At 67.9% G+C, this 21,428-nt stretch carries 17 protein-coding genes and 1 riboswitch; of the genes, 9 read left to right on the top strand and 8 right to left on the bottom strand.

Annotation, left to right across the window (positions count from 1 at the left end; translation table 11 throughout):
- Nucleotides 1-40: 40 nt before the first annotated feature.
- Together ABLE92_RS16890 and ABLE92_RS16885 are read right to left on the bottom strand one after the other, a co-directional pair.
- Nucleotides 41-1,030, bottom strand: coding sequence for a malate dehydrogenase (locus tag ABLE92_RS16890; protein WP_348805902.1), 990 nt, complete (start codon nucleotides 1,028-1,030; stop codon nucleotides 41-43).
- A gap of 104 nt (nucleotides 1,031-1,134) precedes the next feature.
- Entirely contained in the window at nucleotides 1,135-1,674 is a 540-nt protein-coding gene (locus tag ABLE92_RS16885) for an META domain-containing protein (protein ID WP_348805901.1), read from the bottom strand.
- A 53-nt stretch (nucleotides 1,675-1,727) separates the two neighbouring features.
- Here ABLE92_RS16885 and ABLE92_RS16880 point away from each other — a divergent pair, with 53 nt between their 5' ends.
- Complete coding sequence (locus ABLE92_RS16880; RefSeq protein ID WP_348805900.1) at nucleotides 1,728-2,870, top strand: hypothetical protein; 1,143 nt, start codon at nucleotides 1,728-1,730, stop codon at nucleotides 2,868-2,870.
- Here ABLE92_RS16880 and ABLE92_RS16875 read toward each other — a convergent pair.
- A complete protein-coding gene (locus ABLE92_RS16875) occupies nucleotides 2,864-4,363 on the bottom strand; it encodes a hypothetical protein (protein ID WP_348805899.1) in 1,500 nt (499 codons plus the stop codon). The two genes, ABLE92_RS16880 and ABLE92_RS16875, sit on opposite strands and share 7 nt — an antisense overlap.
- 152 nt (nucleotides 4,364-4,515) lie before the next feature.
- Here ABLE92_RS16875 and secA2 point away from each other — a divergent pair, with 152 nt between their 5' ends.
- From secA2 to gcvP, 8 genes are all read left to right on the top strand, one after another.
- A complete protein-coding gene (secA2, locus tag ABLE92_RS16870; RefSeq protein WP_348805898.1) occupies nucleotides 4,516-7,068 on the top strand; it encodes an accessory Sec system translocase SecA2 in 2,553 nt (850 codons plus the stop codon).
- Nucleotides 7,065-7,697, top strand: a complete 633-nt coding sequence (locus ABLE92_RS16865; protein ID WP_348805897.1) for a CDP-alcohol phosphatidyltransferase family protein — start codon at nucleotides 7,065-7,067, stop codon at nucleotides 7,695-7,697. Before secA2 ends, ABLE92_RS16865 begins: the two co-directional genes overlap by 4 nt.
- Before the next feature lie 64 nt (nucleotides 7,698-7,761).
- Nucleotides 7,762-8,166 carry a glycine cleavage system protein GcvH gene (gene gcvH, locus ABLE92_RS16860; RefSeq protein ID WP_348805896.1) on the top strand — a complete coding sequence of 135 codons (405 nt, stop codon included), beginning with the start codon at nucleotides 7,762-7,764 and terminating at the stop codon, nucleotides 8,164-8,166.
- 318 nt (nucleotides 8,167-8,484) lie between these two features.
- Complete coding sequence (garA, locus tag ABLE92_RS16855; protein WP_348805952.1) at nucleotides 8,485-8,934, top strand: glycogen accumulation regulator GarA; 450 nt, start codon at nucleotides 8,485-8,487, stop codon at nucleotides 8,932-8,934.
- Between the two features lie 43 nt (nucleotides 8,935-8,977).
- Nucleotides 8,978-9,658 carry a transcriptional regulator FtsR gene (gene ftsR, locus ABLE92_RS16850; RefSeq protein ID WP_348805895.1) on the top strand — a complete coding sequence of 227 codons (681 nt, stop codon included), beginning with the start codon at nucleotides 8,978-8,980 and terminating at the stop codon, nucleotides 9,656-9,658.
- Nucleotides 9,659-9,742: 84 nt separating this feature from the next.
- Nucleotides 9,743-10,243, top strand: coding sequence for a bifunctional nuclease family protein (locus ABLE92_RS16845; RefSeq protein WP_348805894.1), 501 nt, complete (start codon nucleotides 9,743-9,745; stop codon nucleotides 10,241-10,243).
- Nucleotides 10,244-10,514: 271 nt separating this feature from the next.
- The gene (locus ABLE92_RS16840; protein WP_348805893.1) at nucleotides 10,515-11,141 is read left to right on the top strand and encodes a MerR family transcriptional regulator; all 627 of its coding nucleotides are present in this window, start codon (nucleotides 10,515-10,517) and stop codon (nucleotides 11,139-11,141) included.
- A gap of 101 nt (nucleotides 11,142-11,242) precedes the next feature.
- A riboswitch (glycine riboswitch) is annotated at nucleotides 11,243-11,347 on the top strand.
- Nucleotides 11,348-11,527: 180 nt separating this feature from the next.
- Nucleotides 11,528-14,482 carry an aminomethyl-transferring glycine dehydrogenase gene (gene gcvP / locus ABLE92_RS16835; RefSeq protein WP_348805892.1) on the top strand — a complete coding sequence of 985 codons (2,955 nt, stop codon included), beginning with the start codon at nucleotides 11,528-11,530 and terminating at the stop codon, nucleotides 14,480-14,482.
- A gap of 2 nt (nucleotides 14,483-14,484) precedes the next feature.
- Here the strand turns inward: gcvP and ABLE92_RS16830 are convergent, their stop codons facing one another.
- The 5 genes from ABLE92_RS16830 to ABLE92_RS16810 all read right to left on the bottom strand — a co-directional run bounded on the left by ABLE92_RS16830 (nucleotide 14,485) and on the right by ABLE92_RS16810 (nucleotide 21,428).
- On the bottom strand, nucleotides 14,485-15,669 hold the full coding sequence (locus tag ABLE92_RS16830) for a hypothetical protein (RefSeq protein ID WP_348805891.1): 1,185 nt from the start codon (nucleotides 15,667-15,669) through the stop codon (nucleotides 14,485-14,487).
- A 70-nt stretch (nucleotides 15,670-15,739) separates the two neighbouring features.
- Nucleotides 15,740-17,932, bottom strand: coding sequence for a malate synthase G (locus tag ABLE92_RS16825; protein WP_348805889.1), 2,193 nt, complete (start codon nucleotides 17,930-17,932; stop codon nucleotides 15,740-15,742).
- A gap of 42 nt (nucleotides 17,933-17,974) precedes the next feature.
- Entirely contained in the window at nucleotides 17,975-18,913 is a 939-nt protein-coding gene (locus ABLE92_RS16820) for a 3-methyladenine DNA glycosylase (RefSeq protein ID WP_348805888.1), read from the bottom strand.
- A 23-nt stretch (nucleotides 18,914-18,936) separates the two neighbouring features.
- Nucleotides 18,937-20,013: a hemolysin family protein gene (locus tag ABLE92_RS16815; RefSeq protein WP_348805887.1), complete on the bottom strand. Its 1,077-nt coding sequence runs from the start codon at nucleotides 20,011-20,013 to the stop codon at nucleotides 18,937-18,939.
- Nucleotides 20,010-21,428, bottom strand: coding sequence for a hemolysin family protein (locus ABLE92_RS16810; RefSeq protein ID WP_348805886.1), 1,419 nt, complete (start codon nucleotides 21,426-21,428; stop codon nucleotides 20,010-20,012). The genes ABLE92_RS16815 and ABLE92_RS16810 overlap by 4 nt, the downstream gene beginning before the upstream one ends.

Raw genomic sequence — 21,428 nt, 5'->3', positions numbered from 1 at the left:
GCGCGACGTGCCCGTCACACTCGGACGGGTGTGGCCACGGCTACGACGACAGCGCGGCCACCGCGTCGAGCTCGGACTGCAACTCGGCCACCGAGGCGTCGATCCGGGCACGAGAGAAGTCGTTGATCTCCAACCCTTCCACCACTTCCCACCGACCGTCGACCGCCCGCACCGGAACCGAACTCACGATGCCCTCCGGGATGCCGTAGGCGCCCGTGGACGGCAGCGCGGCCGATGTCCAGTCGCCGTCCGGTGTTCCCAGGACCCAGTCGTGGACGTGATCGATGGTGGCGTTGGCGGCCGAGGCCGCCGACGACGCACCCCGCGCCTCGATGATGGCGGTACCGCGTTTGGCGACGGTCGGGATGAACTCGTCGACCAGCCACCGTTCGTCCTCGGCGACCTGTGCACCCGACACGTCACCCACCTGGGCATGGAAGATGTCGGGGTACTGGGTGGCGGAGTGATTGCCCCAGATCGAGACCCGGCTGATCTCACGCACCGGGGCACCGGTGTGCCGCGCGAGTTGGGCGATGGCACGGTTGTGGTCCAGTCGGGTCAGGGCGGTGAACCGTTCGGCGGGGACATCCGGGGCGTGCGCCGCGGCGACGGCGGCGTTGGTGTTGGCCGGATTTCCGACGACGATGATGCGGATGTCTTGTGCTGCAACCTCATTGATCACCTTGCCCTGCTCGGCGAAGATCGCCGAGTTCGCGGCCAGGAGATCGGCTCGCTCCATGCCCTTCGAGCGTGGCTTGGCGCCGATGAGCAGCCCGAACTGTGCGCCGTCGAAGGCCGATCGCGCGTCGTCGAAGATGTCGACCGACTGCAACAACGGGAAGGCGCCGTCCTCGAGTTCCATCGCGGTGCCCTCGGCGGCGGTGACGGCCTGCGGGAGTTCGAGCAGACGCAGCCGGACGGGGCGGTCGTGTCCGAGCATCGCTCCGGCGGCGATCCGGAACAGCGACGCGTAGCCGATGCTGCCGGCCGCGCCGGTGACGGTGACGACGGCGGGGGAGAGTTCAGCCATGATGAAGTCCTTCTCTGGTGGAAAGTGATGGCCAGCGGGTTGTCGGTGGTTCGGTCGGGTCGGCGTGTGGGTCGGTTCAGGCGCGTGGTGTCAGGTGGGTGGTGTCAGTTGGGTGTTGTCTCGGTGAGGACCACGGTGGAGTCGGGGCCGGACAGCGTCAGGGTGGTCTCGTCACGCCGCCAGGTCAGCGGGCCGCGGGCGAAGTCCGAGAGCCAGGCGTCGGCGCCGTCTCGGGGTGGCGGGCAGGCCATCATCGTCGACGCGAGTTGACCGATGGTCACCGAATCCGGGCCGAAGTCGACGGCACCGATGTGTCGGTTGCATCCGGCGCCGAGCGCGATCCGGCCGGTGTCGGGGAACGCGACGGTCAACGGACCGCCGCCGGGAATCGGTCTCCCGGTCACCGACACCGAGCTGTAGGACGAGCCGGCGGGCGGGGGTGTCGGTGCCGCCGGTTCCTCGCCGGCATCCGGTCCCACGGCGATGGCGATCGACACCGCGGCCACCGTGATAGCGAGAATCGCCGCCATCGTCAGCGTCGCGCCGACCACTCGCGAACCATGCGTGGGGTTTCGCTGCGACGTGTCCGAATTTAGGGTGGGTGGAGTCCGATCGATGGGCGCGTTCGGGTCCTCGGTGCTCACGGGACACACGGTAGTCCAGTGACGGCGGTCGAACACGGTGGGAGGTGGCGAGGATGGTGTCGGTGACCGCTCGAACCGAGTACGTCCGCGGGGTGCATCAGGTCTGCTCCTATGGTGCCGCGGCCTCGCTCGTCGCGGGTCTGGTGGCGTTGGTGATGATGCCCGCTCTCGGTGCGTCGGGCCTCGTGACCGCGGGGGTGACCGCGGGCCTGGTGGTGGTGTCGCTGGCCGCGACCGCGCTGAGCCGGATGCTGCCCCGCGGCGCGGTGCTGCTCAGCGTCGACGGTGACAGCGTGTACTTCGGAACCGAGGAGCACGGTGTCACCAGCCGTGGACTGTCGCAGCTGGTGTCGGCGACGCTCGGGCCGGTGGCCACTCGCACCGAGATCGGCGGCCGCAACCTGCTGATCGGTGGAATGCGTTACCTGACAATGATCTTCACTACCGGCATCGACGCCGACGGGGATGGCCACGAGGATATCGAGCGGTGGAGTGTGGTGGTCGCCGACAGTGACCCGGCGGCCGCCCGCGCCGTCGAACGTCTCCGGGTGGCGGCGCCCGGAACCCCGTCGCGGATGGCCGACGGGGGCCTCACGCCGGCCGAATCGGCCTCGCCGGTGAGCCCGTCGGATTCCGAGGTGATCTCCGGGCCACGGATCGTCGACGCCGGGAGCGAGGACGCGGCCCGGCGACTGTGGGAGGAGACCACCCGGCGACACGACGACGTGCTCCGTGCCTACGGGAACTACGAGACCGACCCCGCGATGATGCTCGCCTATCCCGCCGTCACCGACGTCACCCTGGATCAGGTGCAGAACTTCCAACTCGCGCTGGAGAACGCGGATGCGCTGCGCACCGAACGGTATCCGGGGTCACGCGACCGCGCGGGTGCCTACCAGCGGGCGGTGGAAAGCCTGCGTCGCGCCTGGGTCACCTGTGAACGCGACGGCCGGCGCATCGGGACGAGGTATCTGCGGGCCGCCGACCAGGACGACATGACCACCGCGCTGCGCCTGTACCGGCACGCCCGGGGCGAGAACACCGAGGACGCGCAGGATGCCTACACCCGCGTCCGCACCATCGTCGGTGACCTGATCGATCGTGGGAGCCTGCACCCGCCGCAGGCCGCCGTCGCCGAACTCGATGCCACCGCGGGGGTGACGGCGACGGCGCCGCCGGCGTCGCACGGTCAGTGATACCCGGCGCGGAGGAACTCGCCGCGCAGGGTGTAGGTGCCCTCGGATCCGTCGGAATCGCCCATCGCGACCAGGATCACCGGCACCCCGTCGGAGCGGAAGTCGGTGGTGGCCTGGATGTCGAGGGCGTTGCGGTCGACCGGTTCGACCCGGCCGCGGACCATGGCCTGGCGCCGCACGGAGTCGAAGGTCGCCGCGGTCACGTCGTCCATCGCGAACCCCGGAGGCCGGTAATCCGAAGGGCGCGTGGTCAATTCGGGGAATCGCCCGGGTACCGCCGACACCTGCCCGTCGGTGGTGCCGGTGGCGAACTCGGCCAGCGCGCCGCCGCTGTTCTGAATCTGCCCGGCGTACATGATCGGCGTGTTGTCGGCGATGCCGCGGATCTCCCACCTCGTGAACACCGGCCCATCGGTCGGGATCCCGGCATCGGCGAGGGCGGCACGCAACACCGAAAACGCGTGGGTGAAGTCGCCCGGCTCGAAATACGACGCGACGTTGCCCTGCGGCGTGGCCTCGATGACGTGGTCATCGGTGATCTGCTCGGGATTCTCGAAGGTACCGGTGAGCAGCACGCCGTCGTCGGGTCTCGGTCGGGCCACCCGCAGATCGGAGAAGTCCACCGAGCCGGCGAACGCCTCGGTGCGACGCTCCATCTCGTCGGCGATCGCGGTCATGTTCGTCGCGGCGACCTCGGTCGCGTCGAAGGTGCTGCCGCTGCGCAGGGTCGTGGTCGAACGGCTCTGCCGCACCGTGTCGCCGTCGACCCACAATCCGACGGATTCACCGGTGCCCGGGTCGTAGATCTCGGCCCGATCCGAGCCGTCGGCGAAGGTCAGCGACAAGATGTTGGTCGACGCCGCCGGTCCGGACGCGGCGACGGCCGACAGCAAGCGGTCGCGGCGCTGATCCAGGGTCGTCTCGTCGCCGAGGCGCAACAGCGATCCCGGTGATCCGATCGGGGCGTCGACATCCCAGACCGCGGTCGGGATGCCGAACAGCACCGCGGCGCCGATGGTCGCGGCCACCGCCGGGTAGAGGAGGGCGCGGGTGCCGGGTGACGACGCGAAGCCCGGGGTCGCACCGCTGCGGTTCGGCAACTGCTCGGGTGGCAGCGTCGTCGTCGGGTCGGCGGCGACCGCGTCGAAATGCGCGCGCGACATCGCCGAGATCCAGCGGGCGTCGTATGCGGTGTCGTGGCGCGGCGTGATGTGTGCGGTCACCAGCGTGGGCTGGTCGTCGCCGGCGGCGAGGGTGCTGCGGGTCAGTGCCGAGACCTCGATGGGTACGGCGTCCTTGGTGACGCCTCGTCGGAACAGTGGCAGTTCGGATGTCCGGGTGGCGCGCGGGATGAGGGCCACCCCGGCGATCACGAGGGGAACGCCGACGACGAGAGCGGCCCACCACGGGTTGAACGCACCCAGACCGATGCCCATGGCGAGGATCGCACCGGCGACCGCCGATCGGATGACACGCACCGTGATCCGGTTCATCGCAGTCCTCGCAGGTCGCGGCGTGGCGGTCGAGAAGGGTCCCGGACGGATACCGGTGTCGAAGATGATACGGCGCCTCTCGCCGCCGTAGGGGTGCCGCGTACCGTGGACGGCGATTCTTTCTCGAGATCAAGTGGCAGGAGAGATGCTCGGTGGGAAAGCTGACCAACAGCATGTGGCGTTTGCTGGGAGCCCAGAGTTCACGCAATCAGTCCAAGTCGCTCGGCCTGCTCAAGGATGCCGATGCCCACACCGAGTGGGCCGCCGAACTCGACAGTGCCGACTTCCGGTCCGAGGGTGAGAAACTCGACATCGGGTCCGACGCCGGCGACCGGGCCAAGTTCCTCGCACTGGCGCGCGAGGCCGCCGACCGAACCCTCGACATGCGTCCCTTCGACGTGCAGCTGCAGGGCGCCCTGCGACTCCTCGAGGGTGACGTCATCGAGATGGCCACCGGTGAGGGCAAGACCCTTGCGGGTGCGATCGCGGCCGTGGGCTACGTGCTCGAGGGGCATCGCGTCCACGTCATCTCCGTGAACGACTATCTCGCCACCCGCGACGCCGAGTGGATGGGTCCGCTGTTCGACGCATTCGGCATCGTGGTGAACGCGGTGTCGGAGAACTCGTCCCGGGACGAGCGCAAGCGCGCCTATGACGGCGACGTCGTCTACGGCTCGGTCAACGAGATCGGCTTCGACGTGCTGCGTGATCAGCTCGTCGTGTCCGCCGATCAGCTGGTGTCGCCGATCCCCGACGTCGCGATCATCGACGAGGCCGACTCGGTGCTCGTCGACGAGGCGCTGATCCCGCTCGTGCTGGCCGGCTCCACCGACGTCGAGGTCCCCGACGCCGCCATCCACGACGTGGTGGCACGCATGAAGAACAAGCACTACGAGGTCGACGTCGATGGCCGCAATGTGTCGCTGACCGACGAGGGGGCGGCCTTCGTCGAGGAGGAACTCGGCGGGATCAATCTCTACGACGAGGAACACGTCGGCACCACCCTCGTCCACGTCAATGTCGCGATGCATGCGCATTACCTGCTCGAGCGCGACGTCCACTACATCGTGCGCGACGGCGGCGTCCACCTGATCAACGCCTCCCGCGGCCGGGTCGCCCAGTTGCAGCGGTGGCCCGACGGCATGCAGGCCGCGGTGGAGGTCAAAGAAGGTCTGGCACAGACCGATTCCGGTGAGGTCATCGACACCATCACGGTGCAGGCACTCATCGGGCGCTACCCGAAGGTCTGCGGCATGACCGGTACCGCCATCGCCGCGGGCGAGCAGTTCCGGCAGTTCTACGATCTGCGCGTCTCCCAGATCCCGCCCAACACCCCCAACGTCCGCGAGGATCTGCCCGACCGCGTCTACGACACCAAGGCCAACAAGGTCGAGGCCGTCGTCGCCTACGTCAAGGAGATCCACGAGACCGGGCAGCCGGTGCTCATCGGCACCCACGACGTCGCCGAGTCCGAGGAACTCGCCTACTTCCTCGACAAGGCCGGGGTGTCGTGCGTGGTCCTCAACGCGAAGAACGACGCGGAGGAGGCCAAGATCATCGCCGAGGCCGGCGCCCGCGATGCGGTGACCGTGTCGACGCAGATGGCCGGCCGCGGCACCGACATCCGGCTCGGCGGTTCCAGCGACGACGAGGATGCACGCGAGGAGATCGTCGAACTGGGCGGCCTGTGCGTGGTGGGTACCGGACGCCACGACACCGAACGGCTCGACAACCAGTTGCGTGGGCGCGCGGGACGGCAGGGTGACCCGGGGACCTCGGTGTTCTTCAGCAGCCTCGAGGATCCCGTCGTCACCCGCAATCTGTCCTTCAAACGGGATCCGGTGTCACAGTCCGAGGACGGCTTCATGGGGGCCAAGGGCATCGACCTGATCGAACAGGCGCAACGCGTCGCCGAGGGCGTGATGCTCGAACTGCATGCCAACACGTGGCGCTACAACAAGCTGGTCAACCAGCAGCGCGAGATCGTGGTGAAGCGGCGCATGGAGATCCTGACCACCGATACCGCGGTGAAGGAACTGCGAGATCTCGAACCCGAGCGATATGCGGTCCTGACCGGTACCGCCGAGAAGAAGACCGGGGACGAGAAGAAGACCGCGGACGAGAAGAAGACCGCGGACGAGAAGAAGACCGCGGACGAGAAGAAGACCGCGGACGAGAACAAGGCCGGGGACGAGAAGACCGCGGACGGGTCGACCGGCGACACGGCGATCGCGGAGGACACCGCGACCGACGAGTCGGCCCCTGACACTTCGGCCGACGAGTCGGCCTCTGACACCGAGGCCATCGAGGGCACCGACTGGGCCCCGGTCGAACCGATCGACGAGAAGGTCCTCGAACAGGCCGCGCGCGAGATCATGCTCTATCACCTCGACCGTGAGTGGGCCGATCATCTGGCCTTCGTCTCCGACGTGCGGGCGAGTATCCACCTGCGGGCCATCGGCCGGGAGAGCCCGCTCGACGAATTCCACCGGCTCATCCTCGAAGAGTTCGGGGAACTGCCGGAGCGTGCGATCGAGAAGTCCCGCACCACCTTCCGCGATGCCGTCATCACCGCCGACGGCGTCGACCTCGGCGCCTCCGATCTGCATCGGTCGACGATGACGTGGACCTACATGGTGCACGACAACCTCTTCGCCTCCGGTGGTGCCAAGACGCTGCAGGGAATCATCGGCATCTTCCGGTGACCTCCAGGGGAGTGCGCGACGATTCGGCACCGGCCACCGACGCCGGGTTCTTCACCGTCCCCAATGCGCTCAGCGTGCTCCGGCTCGCGCTGATCCCGGTGTTCGTGTGGGTGTTGCTGGTGGTCAAGGCAGAGGGCTGGGCCTTCGTGATCCTGATGGTCTCCGGTTTCTCCGACTGGCTCGACGGGAAACTGGCCCGACTGCTCGGACAGTCGTCGCGGATCGGGGAGTTGCTGGACCCGGCCGCCGACCGTCTGTACGTGGTCGTGATCCCGATCTGCTTCGGGCTGCGGGACTTCGTGCCGTGGTGGCTGATCGGCGTGATCATCGCGCGTGATGTGCTGTTGTTCGCGACCGCGCCGCTGCTCCGATCACGGGGACTGGTGGCGCTCCCTGTCCTCTACGTGGGCAAGGCGGCCACCTTCGCGTTGATGAGTGCGTTCCCGTGGTTGCTTGCCGGACAACTGGATTCGGTGATCGGCACCATCTGCTACCCGATCGGCTGGGCCTTTCTGATCTGGGGCGTCGGAATGTATGTGTGGTCCTTCGTCCTGTACTGGGTGCAGACCATCATGGTGATGCGGACGATGCCGTCCCTGCGCCACGTGCATCCCGATGCGACGGGCTAGAGTCTCGACTGACCTGAAGTTCCCGACTGACCTGAAGTTCCCGACTGACACGAAAGGGGCACCGGTGACCGATACCAATGTGCCGGCCGAGTTGACCTACACCCCCGAACACGAATGGGTGCGCAAGGTGGCACCGACGACGGTGCGCATCGGCATCACCGACTACGCCCAGGACGCGCTCGGCGACGTGGTGTTCGTGCAGCTGCCCGAGGTGGGTTCGGAGGTCGAGAACGGGGAGTCGTTCGCCGAGGTCGAGTCGACGAAGAGTGTCTCGGATATCTTCGGTCCGCTCAACGGGACGATCGCCGCGGTCAACGAGGAACTCGAGTCGACCCCCGATCTGGTGAATTCCGAGCCGTACGATTCGGGGTGGCTCGTCGAGATCTCGGTCGATGATGCTGGGGCGCTCGATGCCCAACTCGCCGATCTCCTCGACGCCGACGGATATCGGCAGGTCATCGAGGGCTGATCGGTTCCGGGTGGGCCGCATGCGCGGAGAAGGGAACGGGAAACGGCCCCCAACCCGCGTATCGGCCCTGCCCGGGCGGCTATGATCAACCGGTGTCCTTCTCGGGCGGTTGGGGTCGATTGGCCCCGTGCGGCCGAGGCCTGTGAATACGTTGGGTTCGACTACTTGGGTTCGACTACGTTGGGTTTCGACCGGCGACGCCGAGATCGGTGAGAAGTCGCACGGTTTCCGGGGGCCGGGTGATCCGGTGATCGGTGACCGAGCGCGCCGAGGGCGTCGTGATCGACAGGTGACAGCATTGCGGACGACGAAGGAGAGATAGTGAGCGATAACGACAACGGCTTCGAGGCGCCCGTGGAGACCACATCGGTCTTCCGCGAGGAGTTCATCAACGAACTCGACGCGGCCGCAACCTCGAGTGAGCCCGCCGACACCGGGGTGGAGCGTCTGCAGCCCGGCACGGCGCTGCTTGTCGTCAAGCGCGGACCCAACGCGGGCTCGCGGTTCCTGCTCGACCAGCCGACCACGTCCGCGGGCCGGCATCCCGACAGTGACATCTTCCTCGATGATGTGACCGTCAGTCGTCGGCACGCCGAATTCCGGCGCGGCGACGGGGAATTCCAGGTTGTCGACGTGGGCAGCCTCAACGGCACCTACGTGAACCGGGAACCGGTCGACACCGCGACGTTGAGCAACGGTGACGAGGTCCAGATCGGCAAGTTCCGGCTGGTGTTCCTCAGCGGCCCGCGCGAGGGATCGGCTTCCTAGGCACGTGCCGGCATCCTCTGCGGGACAGCGCGGCGACGGACCGATGTCGATCGGCACGGTCCTGGCGTTGCTGCGCGAGGACTTCCCCGACGTCACGATCTCCAAGATCCGATTCCTGGAATCGGAAGGGTTGATCAGCCCGGAGCGTGCACCGTCGGGGTATCGGCGATTCACCGCCTCCGACTGTGAACGACTGCGATTCGTGCTGACCGCGCAACGTGATCGGTACCTGCCGCTCAAGGTCATCAAGGAACAACTCGAGGCGATCGACAACGGTGATGGTGGGGGTGGCGGTCCCCGGTTGTTGTCGTCCGCGCGGTCGTCGGTCGCGCCGGCCACCGACTTCGGCGCTCGGGGCGGCCGGGTCTCCCGTGAGGTGCTGATCGAACGGACCGGCGTCGACGCCGCGTTCGTCACCGAACTGCAGCGCAACGGTCTGCTCACCGCCGGTCCGGCGGGGTTCTTCGACGAGGACGCGGTGCGTCTGGTCGAGGCGGCGGCCGCCCTGGCGAGTTACGGGGTGGAGGCCCGGCACCTGCGCGCGTTCAAGGTGTCCGCCGATCGGGAGGCCGGTCTCGTCGCCCAGATCGCGAACCCGATCGCCAAGGGCAAGGGGACCGGTGCGCGTGACCGGGCCGAGGAATTGATCCGCGAGATCGCCGCGTTGTCGGTGACGCTGCACACCCAGCTGGTGAAGGCAGCGGTTCGCGACGTGCTCGACTGACTACAACCGTCGCCGCGGCGTGCCGCGGTGTAGCGTCGAGACCAACCATGAAGGTCCGACGTCGAGGCGTGGAGGTGTCAGGTAATGAGCGAGATGCGCGTGGTGGGTATCCGGGTCGAGCCGCCGCAGAGCCAGCCGGTTCTCCTGCTTCGCGAGGTCGACGGTGCCCGCTACCTGCCCATCTGGATCGGGCAAAGTGAGGCGGCCTCTATTGCCTTGCAGCAGAAGGGGATCGAACCCCCGCGTCCGCTGACGCACGACCTGATCGTGAACCTCATCGAGGAATTCGGGCAGACGCTGGTCGAGGTGCGCATCGTCGACATGCAGGAGGGCACGTTCTACGCGGAGATGGTGTTCGCCAACGACATGCGTGTCTCGGCGCGGCCCTCGGACTCGATCGCGGTCGCGATGCGCGCCGAGGTACCGATCATCGCCGACGAGGAGGTCCTCGCCGAGGCGGGACTGCTGATTCCGGACGAGGAGTCCGATGAGGCACCCGACGAGAAGGAGGACGAGGTCGAGAAGTTCAAAGAATTCCTCGACAACGTCTCGCCGGACGACTTCAAGGCCAGCGGCGGTGCGTGACGGGTTGCCCCGGTTTTGTCGGGTAGCGACACGTCACGGAACGGCAACCGTCTGATCTCCGTCCGCCTCCATCTCGAGTAGAGGTCGAGGTCCCCGGGCGCGTCGCGTTGATTCGGGGTCCGGCCCCGGCATACCGTCGCTATCGAGAACGTCGCCGGACACCGGCGACGAGAACGACATCGACCGGTCCCCGGGCGCGTAAGGTAGACCACCGAAGGTGGTCGACGAGCGACGTCCGACCACCGGTTCATACCCAGGCGAGGAGTCTGCAGTGGGCGATCAGCCGTTGGACAGCGACCCGACGACCGGCACCGGCGACGTGACACGCCCAGCGCAGGCGACTCAGGGGAGCCTCGAGGACATCGCGCCCGGACTCTTCCCCAACGACACCGTTCCGGACGAATTGGTCGGCTACCGCGGCCCGAGTGCATGCCAGATCGCCGGCATCACCTATCGCCAGCTCGACTACTGGGCCCGGACCTCGCTGGTGGTTCCGTCGATTCGCGGCGCCGCCGGATCGGGCAGTCAGCGGCTCTACTCGTTCAAGGACGTCCTCGTCCTCAAGATCGTCAAACGACTCCTCGACACCGGCATCTCGCTGCAGAACATCCGTGTCGCCGTCGATCACCTCCGGCAACGCGGCGTCGAGGACCTCGCCCGGATCACCCTGTTCTCCGACGGCACCACCGTCTACGAATGCACGTCGGCCGAGGAGGTCGTCGACCTTCTGCAGGGTGGCCAGGGTGTCTTCGGCATTGCGGTCAGCGGTGCGATGCGGGAGCTGACCGGGACGATCTCCGACTTCCCCGGTGAGCGCGCCGACGGCGGCGTCACCGAGACCGCCCCGGAGGACGAACTCGCCGCGCGTCGCAAGAGCCGCGCCCGCCGGACCGGATAGTCACCTCACGCGGGCGGGGTGAATCCTGCCGGTCCGGTCACCGGGCGGTGGGCCGACGGTGACTGCTGGTGAGGTCGCCAGAAGGTACACTGTGTGCGCGTCGCTGCATCACGGGAGAGCGTCGCCGGACCCGAGGGGTAGCGGCGGCCGCCGAAGGAGCAACACCTCCTCGTCAAACTCTCAGGCACCCGGACCGTGATGAAAGACGGCGTCTCTGGAAAGTGACGGGTTCTCCCGTCCGCCCACGGTGAAAGGCCCACGCGTCGGTGACGCCGCGACGGACCGAATCTCTCAGGCGCTGCCCGACCCCGGTCGGGGGGCATGACAGAGGGGGAGGACCCAGCCGATCCGGCATACGCCGGATCCCCCGAGAGGTCGCTCCCGTCATGACCCGTCCCGCCGGTTCCGCCCATCCCGTGACCGCTGCCGCAGCAGATCATCTCGCGTTCGTCGACCGTCACGTCGGCCCCGACGACGCCGAGACCGCCGGCATCCTCTCGGCCCTCGGCGTGTCCTCACTCGACGAACTCGGTGAGCGCGTCGTTCCGTCGGTGATCGCCGATCCCGTCGGCGACAATGGCCTCTGCGAGAACGGACTCAGCGACAACGGACTCGACGCACTGCCCGCACCCCGGACCGAGCCCGAGATCCTCGCCGAACTCACCTCACTCGCCGCCCGCAACACCGTGCGTCGCTCGATGATCGGTCTCGGGTACTACGACACCCACACGCCCCCGGTCATCCTGCGCAACGTGATCGAGAACCCGGCCTGGTACACCGCCTACACCCCGTATCAGCCGGAGATCAGCCAGGGCCGCCTCGAGGCGCTGCTGAACTTCCAGACGATGGTCGCCGACCTCACCGGCCTGGAGGTCGCGAATGCGTCGATGCTCGACGAGGCCACCGCCGCGGCCGAGGCCATGACTCTGCTGCGGCGGGCCGGCAAGTCGAAGTCGTCTCGTCTGGTCGTCGATGTCGATCTGTTCCCGCAGACCCGTGCGCTCATCGACACCCGCGCCGAGCCGCTGGGCATCGAGATCGTCGAGGCGTCGTTGCACCCGGATCTGCCCGGGCACGGACTGCCCGACGGCGACTATTTCGGCGTCATCCTCCAAGTCCCCGGTGCGTCGGGCCGGATTCGCGACGTCGCGCCGATCATCGCGGCCGCCCACGGGGCCGGCGCCCTGGTGGCCGTGGGCGCCGACCTGCTGGCCCTCACGCTCATCACACCTCCCGGCGAGCAGGACGCCGACGTCGCCTTCGGGACCACGCAACGCTTCGGTGTGCCGATGGGATTCGGTGGCCCGCATGCCGGTTACCTCGCCGTGCGTGCCGGCTACACGCGGCAGTTGCCGGGCCGCTTGGTCGGGGTGTCCAAGGACGCCGACGACAATCTCGCCTACCGGTTGTCGTTGCAGACCCGTGAACAACACATCCGCCGGGAGAAGGCGACCAGCAACATCTGCACGGCGCAGGTGCTGCTGGCGGTCGTCGCGGCGATGTATGCCGCCTACCACGGACCGAGCGGCCTGCGTGCGATCGCCCGCCGCGTCCACGAACGGGCCGCGCTCATCGCCAACAGCCTGACCGCGGCCGGATTCGCGGTCGAGCACGCCGATTTCTTCGACACCGTCGAGGTCCGGGCACCGGGTCAGGCCGGCCGGATCGTCGACGCCGCCCACCACGCGGGAGTCAATCTGTGGCAGGTGGACGACGATCGGCTCCGGATCGCCTGTGACGAGACGACCACCGACGCCGATGTCACCGCGGTTCTCGGCGCCTTCGACGCCGGCAAGGTCACGCCCCGTGACTTCGCGCAACCGATCGAGGTGCGCACCACGGAGTATCTGACCCACCCGGCGTTCAATCGGCATCGCACCGAGACGTCGATGCTGCGCTACCTGCGGGCGTTGTCCGACAAGGACATCGCGCTCGACCGCAGCATGATCCCGCTCGGGTCGTGCACCATGAAGCTCAACGCGACGGCCGAGATGGAGCCCATCACCTGGCCGGGTTTTGCCGGTCTGCATCCTTTCGCTCCCGTCGAGGACGGCGAGGGCATCCGCGAACTGATCGCGACCCTGGAGTCCTGGCTGGTCGCCATCACCGGATACGACCGGGTGAGCCTGCAGCCCAATGCCGGATCGCAGGGTGAGTACGCGGGACTGCTGGCCATCCGCGGCTATCACCGCAGTCGCGGTGACCTCGACCGCGACGTCTGCCTGATCCCGTCGAGCGCGCACGGCACCAACGCGGCATCCGCGGTGATGGCCGGGATGCGGGTCGTGGTGGTGGCGTGCCGGACCAACGGCGACGTCGACGTCGACGACCTGCGCGCGAAAATCGACAAGCACGGTGAGCGTCTGGCCGCGATCATGATCACCTACCCGTCGACGCACGGTGTGTTCGAGCACGACATCGCCGAGATCTGCGCCGCGGTGCACGACGCCGGCGGGCAGGTGTACGTCGACGGTGCCAACCTCAATGCCCTGGTGGGGGTTGCGCGTCCGGGTCGGTTCGGCGGGGACGTCAGCCATCTGAACCTGCACAAGACCTTCTGCATCCCGCACGGCGGGGGCGGTCCGGGTGTCGGCCCGGTGGCGGTGCGCCGGCATCTCGCCGCGTTCCTGCCCGGCCACCCGCTGGCACCCGAGCTGCCCGGCGGTCCGACCATCTCGGCCGCGCCCTATGGTTCGGCGTCGATCCTGCCGATCACCTACGCCTACATCGCCATGATGGGTGCGGCCGGACTGCGCCGCGCCACCCTGACCGCGATCGCCTCGGCCAACTACATCGCGCGCCGTCTCGCCGATCACTACCCGGTGCTCTACACCGGGCACGAAGCCGGGTCCGGGGACACCGGCAGCGTCGGCGGATGGGTGGCTCACGAGTGCATCCTCGATCTGCGGGGGTTGACCAAGGCCACCGGTGTCACCGTCGACGACGTCGCGAAACGCCTCGCCGACTACGGATTCCACGCGCCGACCATGAGTTTCCCGGTGGCCGGGACGCTGATGGTGGAGCCCACCGAAAGTGAGAACCTCGACGAGATCGACGCGTTCTGTGAGGCGATGATCGCGATCCGCGGCGAGATCGATCAGGTGGCCGCGGGTGTCTGGCCGGTCGACGACAACCCGCTACGGGGTGCGCCGCACACCGCGGAATGTCTTGTCGGACAGTGGGATCACCCGTACTCCCGGGAGCTGGCGGTCTATCCGCAGGGGCTGCCGTCGGCGGGGGCACGAGCGAAGGTGTGGCCGGCGGTGCGCCGCATCGACGGCGTGTTCGGTGACCGTAACCTGGTGTGCAGTTGCCCGTCGGTGGAGGCGTTCGCCGACTGACCTCAGGTGAGTGGCCCGTAGACCAGGCGATTGATGTCCACGATCGCCTGGTCCTCCGGACCGGGCATCGGATCGTTGGTCATCGGAAAGGTGACGGTCGCCGTCTCGGGTGGCATCGGTGCGTCACCGCGGAATCCGAGCGCGGTCAGGGCGCGGAGATGGTCGGGGTCCTCGACGAACGTCACGAACTCCGACACCGCGGCCGCGGCGAATTCGGGGACCCGGTCCCCTTTGAGGCGGATGACCGGGAAATCGGCGATCGGGGTGGGGCCGAGCGGGATGACCTCGCTCAGCCGGGGTGTCGTGTCGTCCTTCGTGAGTTGATACAGGCGTTGTTCGGTGATCGGCACCGCGTGGATGTCGGCGGTGGCGGGATCGGCGGCCTCGGCGATCGCGGTGGCCGCACCGACCGGTGTGCCATCGGGGGATCGCGGCGCCGCCCCGGTGAGCGCGCGGATGCTGGAGGACACGCGCTCGGTGGACGCGTCGGCGGCCGTCAGGGGTCCCGTCGTCCGGCTCACCCGCGCGGCGACCGCTTGCGCGGCCAGCGCCGACGGATCCGACTGTGCCTCCCGCGGCATCGCCATCCGCAACGATCCCCAGCCGCGTAGGCCGAGGTCGTCGAGGCTGTCGTCGCGCGTGGCCAGGGTGGGCAACCGGCCCCAGTCCAGCTGGTCGGCCTTCGCGCCGAGTTGCGGTGCGGTGGCCAGTACGACCGGCGAGGTCACCAGCGAGTCCGGGGTGCCGTCGACGAGGTCGGGTTCGGCGATGACGAGTTCGGCCGCCCACACCGACGACTGCGGGATCCAGGCGGCCGGGTGATCGCCCATCGACGCGACATCCCAGGAGCCGGTCAGTGACGTCAGGGCGACCTTCGCGTCGCTGGGGCGGATCGCGATGGTCACACAGTGATCGCGCACCACAGGATTGCTGCGCGTGTAGACCTCGGCGAGCGAGATGAGCCCCGGCGCGATGTCCGGGTCCGCGGCGATGGTCACCGTCGCCTTGCCGTCCACGCACGTCGCGGCGGCGGCGTCGCCCTCACGGTCGACGTGATCGGCGATCTGGAACCAGACGACGACGCAGGCGGCCACCAACACCACCGACAACAGGGCGAGGACCAGACCGCGACTGACCCCACGATGCCGAAGCCTGTTGCGGTCATCGGCGACGCGATGGTGTGCCACCGGGTGGTCCTCCCATGGAAGGATCTCTCATCGGGAGGTGGAGATCACCGCCCGATGAGAGATCATCGGCTCATGCCTGCGCTGCTGCCTTGTACTCGCGGCGCCGGCGATGCAGGATCGGCTCGGTGTACCCGCTGGGCTGCTTGGCGCCCTCGAGGATCAGCTCCTTGGCGGCCTGCCAGGCGATGTTGGTGTCGAAATCCGGGGCCAGCGGCGAATAGGTCGGGTCGCCCTCGTTCTGACGATCGACCACCGGCGCCATCCGCTTGAGCGCGGCGACGACGTCGTCCTCGCTGACGATGCCGTGGCGCAGCCAGTTGGCCAGCAGCTGGCTCGAGATCCGCAGCGTCGCACGGTCTTCCATCAGTGCGATGTCGTGGATGTCGGGCACCTTGGAGCAGCCGACGCCCTGATCGATCCACCGCACCACATAGCCCAGGATGGACTGGCAGTTGTTGTCGAGTTCCTCGCGCTTCTCGGCCTCGGACCAATCGGTCTTCGGGGCCAGCGGGATGGTCAGGATGTCGTCGACCGAGGCCGGGTCACGCTTGGCGATCTCGTCCTGGCGCTCGAACACGTCGACGAGGTGATAGTGCATCGCGTGCAGCGTCGCGCCGGTGGGCGAGGGCACCCACGCGGTGGTCGCGCCGGCCTGCGGCTGACCGATCTTCTGCTCGACCATGTCGGCCATCAGGTCGGTCATCGCCCACATGCCCTTACCGATCTGCGCCTTGTGCTGCAGACCGGCGTGCAGACCGATGTCGACGTTGGAGTCCTCGTAGGCGAGCATCCACTTCTGCTTCTTCATCTCGCCCTTGCGGATCATCGCACCCGCCTCCATGGAGGTGTGGATCTCGTCGCCGGTGCGGTCGAGGAAGCCGGTGTTGATGAACACCACCCGGTTCTCGGCGGACTTGATCGCGGCCTTGAGGTTGACGCTGGTGCGGCGCTCCTCGTCCATGATGCCGACCTTGAGGGTGTTCTCCGGCAGCCCGAGAACCTTCTCCACGCGGCCGAACAGTTGCGAGGTGAACGCCACCTCGTCGGGTCCGTGCATCTTCGGCTTGACGATGTAGATCGACCCGGTCCGCGAGTTCTGCAGGCCGCTCTCGCCGCCGGAGAGTCCGTGCATCCCGATCAGCGAGGTGAACAGCGCATCCTGGATGCCCTCGGGGATCTCGTTGCCGTCGGCGTCGAGGATGGCCGGATTGGTCATCAGGTGACCGACGTTGCGCACGAACAGCAGCGAACGGCCGTGCAGATCGAAGCCGGTGCCGTCGGGTGCGGTGTACTCGCGGTTGCCGTTGAGTGCGCGGGTGAAGGTCTTGCCGCCCTTGGTGACCTCTTCGGCGAGGTCGCCCTTGTTCAGGCCGAGCCAGTTGCGGTAGCCGAGGACCTTGTCGTCGGCGTCGACGGCGGCGACCGAATCCTCGAAGTCCATGATCGTGGTGATCGCCGACTCCATCACGACATCCTTGATGCCGGCCGGGTCGGTCTGGCCGATCGGGGAGGTCGGGTCGATCTCGATGTCGAGGTACAGGCCGTTGTGGCGCAGCAGGATCGACGTCGGGGTGCCGGCCTCGCCGCGGTATCCGGCGAAGGCGGACGGGTCGGCCAGCGTGGAGGTGGTGCCGTCGGCCAGGGTCACCGTGACACCGGAGTCGGTCACCGCGAACTTCGTGACGTCGGTGTAGCTGCACTGCTCGAGCGGGACCGCCTTGTCGAGGAAGTCCTTGGCGTAGGCGATCACCTTGTCGCCGCGAACCTTGTTGTAGCCCTTGCCCTTCTCGGCGCCGTCGGCCTCGGAGATGACGTCGGTGCCATACAGCGCGTCATACAGCGAACCCCACCGGGCGTTGGAGGCGTTGAGGGCGAAGCGTGCGTTGAGGATCGGCACGACGAGCTGCGGGCCCGCGGTCTCGGCGATCTCCCGGTCGACGCCCTCGGTCCCGATCTGGAAGTCGTCGGGGACCGGGACGAGGTAACCGATCTCGGTCAGGAAATCCTTGTACTCACCGAAGGCCGCCGGATCGGTGAGGTCGGCGCCCTTGTGGTCACGGTGCCAGTCGTCGATCTTCGCCTGCAGGGTGTCGCGGATCGCGAGGAGTTCGGCGTTGCGCGGGGCGAGATCGGCGATCACCGATGCGGCACCCGACCAGAACGCGTCCTTGTCTACACCGGTGCCCGGCAGCGCCTCATTGGTGATGAAGTCGTAGAGAACGGGGTCGACCTGCAGGCCGTCGACGATGATGCGGTCCGACATGTGAGCCTTTCTGCTCGGGGTTCGCGCTTGCGGCCTTCCATGTTACTCGCCGGGAACTTCGCCTCCGGCACGGCGTTGGCCTGCGGCGATGACCGACCGCAGCTGTCCGAGTGCGGCACCGATGTCGGCCCGCAGAGCGGCGCCCCGCGCGGCGATCCCGGTCTGCTCCCGGACGTAGGCGGCCCGGCCCGCCGGGGTCTCGATCAGCACCGGCTCATAGCCGAGTGCGCTCAGATCGTAGGGGCTGGCGCGCATGTCGAGTTCGCGTGCGTCGCGGGCGATCTCGAACGCCGACACGGTCAGTCGCGCGTCGAGCAGCGGTGCCAATGTGAAGCAGGTGCGGTACAGATCCATCGTCGCGTGCAGGCAGCCGGGCTGGTCCCGCTCCAGGCGATCCGACGGTGTCAGCGAGATCTCGTTGCGGGGCCGGGCGGCGTCGGTGAAGAACCGGAACGCGTCGAAGTGGGTGCAGCGCAACGGCATCGATTCGACGACGGCGTCGGTGCCGGTGGCGCCCAGCCGTAGCGGGTAGGCGTGGCGGGTGTCGTCGGTGCGGTAGACCATCGCCCACTCGTGCAGACCGAAGCAGCCCATCCGGGCGGGGCGGGCGGCGGTGCGGGCCAGGAGTGTGTCCGCCGACTCGACGGCCCGCGCGCGTTGCCGCAGGTACGCCGGATCGACGGTGACTCCGTCGGGTACCCGGTGATAGCCCCGCAGCCCCAGATACTCGCGGGCCCGGTCCCTGCCGGTGTGGGTGTCGTCGATCTGCAGGGTGACCCCGAAGCCGGGATGCCACCGCGTGACGTGGGACGGGCGGGACGAGTAGTAGGTGAACAGGAAGTCGAGGACGGGATGTTTGTGGCCCCGTCGCCGGGCGCGCAGGTAGTCGCCGATGATCTCCTCGACGCGACGTTCGTGTGCCTCCCGCCGTGCCTGCCACTCCGGCGTGGTGAGAACCGTGTTCACCGCGGTGAGGGTCATGACGGGATCCGGGTCATGACGGGTCACACCCGATGCGTTTCGTCGCGGACGGTGCCGACGAACTCCTCGACCAGATCGGCCAGGGCGACGATCCCGATGGTCCGGCCGCTGTCGTCGACGACGGCACCCAGATGTGAACTCGTGCGACGAAGCGTCGCCGTCGCCTCGTCGATCGGGGCGTCGGCCGCGATCACCGGTAGCGGGCGGATCTTGTCGATGCCGATGATCGTGTCGGGTCCGACACTGTCGTCGAGAATGTCGTCGAGGACGTCCTTCAGGTGCAGGTACCCGGTGTAGGTTCCGTCGATGCTGCGCACCGGGAACCGGGAGAAACCGGTGTCGCTGACGGCCCGTTCCACCGAGCCGAGACGGGGACCGGTACCGCCGGTCACCGGATCGCGTTCGACGTCGACGCTGCGCATCCGGTCCAGCGGTATCAGCACCTCGGAGACACTGCGGGTCACCGAACGCAGCGCACGGTCCAGACGCGCGTGCTCCTCGGCGTCGATCAGCCCCTCCTCCCGCGACTCGCCGAGCATCTGCGCCAGTTCGACCGGCGACACCGTCGAATCGAGTTCGTCCTTGGGTTCCACCCGCAGCGCCCGCAGGGTGATGTTGGCCAGCCAGTTGTAGAACGCGACCAGCGGGCGGGCGATCGTGATGAAACGCAGATGGATCGGCACCAGGAGCATCGCCGAGGTCTCGGGGCCGGCCAGCGCGATGTTCTTGGGCACCATCTCGCCGAGCAGGATGTGCAGGACCACCACGAGCGCCAGTGCGACGGCGAAGGCGATCGGGTGCAGCAGGGACTCGGGGACGTGTGCGAGGTGCAGCGGTCCCTCGATGAGGTGGGCCACCGCGGGTTCGGCGACCCGGCCGAGCAGGATCGAGCAGATCGTGATGCCCAACTGTGCGGCGGCCAACATCAGCGACAGGTGTTCGCCGGCGCGGATGACCGTGCGGGCCCGCGACTTGCCCTCGTCGGCGAGGGCCTCGAGGCGGTCGCGCCGCGCGGAGATGAGGGAGAACTCGGCACCGACGAAGAAGGCGTTCCCGGCGAGCAGTGCGACGGCGAGGACGATCGCCCAGATGTCGTTCATCGCGTCTCCGTGGTCGTCGGTTCCGTGGTTGTCGGTTCGTCGTCGGACAGCGGTTGCAGTGAGACGACGTCGACCCGGCGGCCGTCCATCTGCGTGACGGTGGCACGCCATCTCGTCTGCGAATCCGGATCGAACTCGTCGCCGTCGGTGTCGTCCTCGTCGTCGGTCGACGGTGTCCGCGCGGGGAGTTCGACGCTGTCGCCGACCTCGGGGATGCGTCCCAGGACGAACATCACCAGGCCGCCCAGGGTGTCGAACGAGCCCTCGGGCGCCCGGTATCCGGTGGCATCGAACAGTTCGTCGGTGCGCAGCAGGCCCGCGCACAGGAAGCCGTCGCCGTCGGCGGCGACATCGGGATGCTCGAAGTCGTGTTCGTCGGTGACATCGCCCAGGATCTCTTCGATGAGGTCCTCGGTGGTGACGATGCCCGCCGCACCGCCGTATTCGTCGATGACGACACCGAGTTCCATCCCGTCGGCCCGGATCTGTTCCATCAGCGCGTCACCGTCGAGGCTGACCGGTACGCGGGTCACCGCTCGCGCTATCGACGCGAGCGAAGTGGTGGTCTGCTCGTCGGGCGCGATGGTGAAGGCCTGTTTGATGTGCACGACACCGATGAGCTCGTCGAGACTGCCGTCGTCGACGATGGGGAATCGGGAATGACCGGTGCGGGCGCACGCGATGATGAGGTCACGCACGGTGTCGGTGCGTTCGAGGCATTCGACGGTGACCCGCGGCGTCATCAGATCCTCCGCGGTCAGGTCACCGAACCGCAGCGATCGGTCGACGAGCGTCGCGGTGTCCTGATCGATGGCACCCTGGCGTGCCGAGTTGCGGACCAATGACGCCAGTTCCTGCGGTGACCGACCCGACCGCAGTTCCTCGGCGGGTTCGATTCCGAGACGCCGGACCAGCCAGTTCGCGGCGCCGTTGAGTCCGGTGATCATCGGCCGGAAGATCGCGGAGAAGCCGGTCATCGGACCGGCGGTGAAACGGGCCACCGACAGCGGATGAGCGATGGCCAGATTCTTCGGCACCAGTTCACCGAGCACCATCGACAGCGACGTCGCGATGATCAGCGACAGCGCCAGGGCGATTCCCGTCGACCATCCGGCGCCGAGACCGGCGGCCTGCAGCGCTGGGGTGAACAGCTGGGCGAGGACCGGTTCGGCGATGTAACCGGTCACCAGGGTGGTGATCGTGATGCCCAGTTGCGCCCCGGACAGCTGGAAGGAGAGCGTGCGATGGGCACGCTGCACCATCCTCGACCGCCGATCGCCGCGCTTGTCGACGTCGGAGTCGATGGCCGACCGTTCCAGTGCGGTCAGTGAGAACTCGGCCGCCACGAACAGCGCGGTGCCGAGGGTGAGGGCGACGAACCCCACCAGTCCGGCGATGTAGAGAACGATCTGCAC

The sequence above is a fragment of the Gordonia oleivorans genome (assembly GCF_040044975.1).
Lineage (GTDB): Bacteria > Actinomycetota > Actinomycetes > Mycobacteriales > Mycobacteriaceae > Gordonia > Gordonia oleivorans.
The sequence above is the reverse complement of the archived record's forward strand: the minus strand, read 5'-3'. Positions and strand labels throughout refer to the sequence as shown.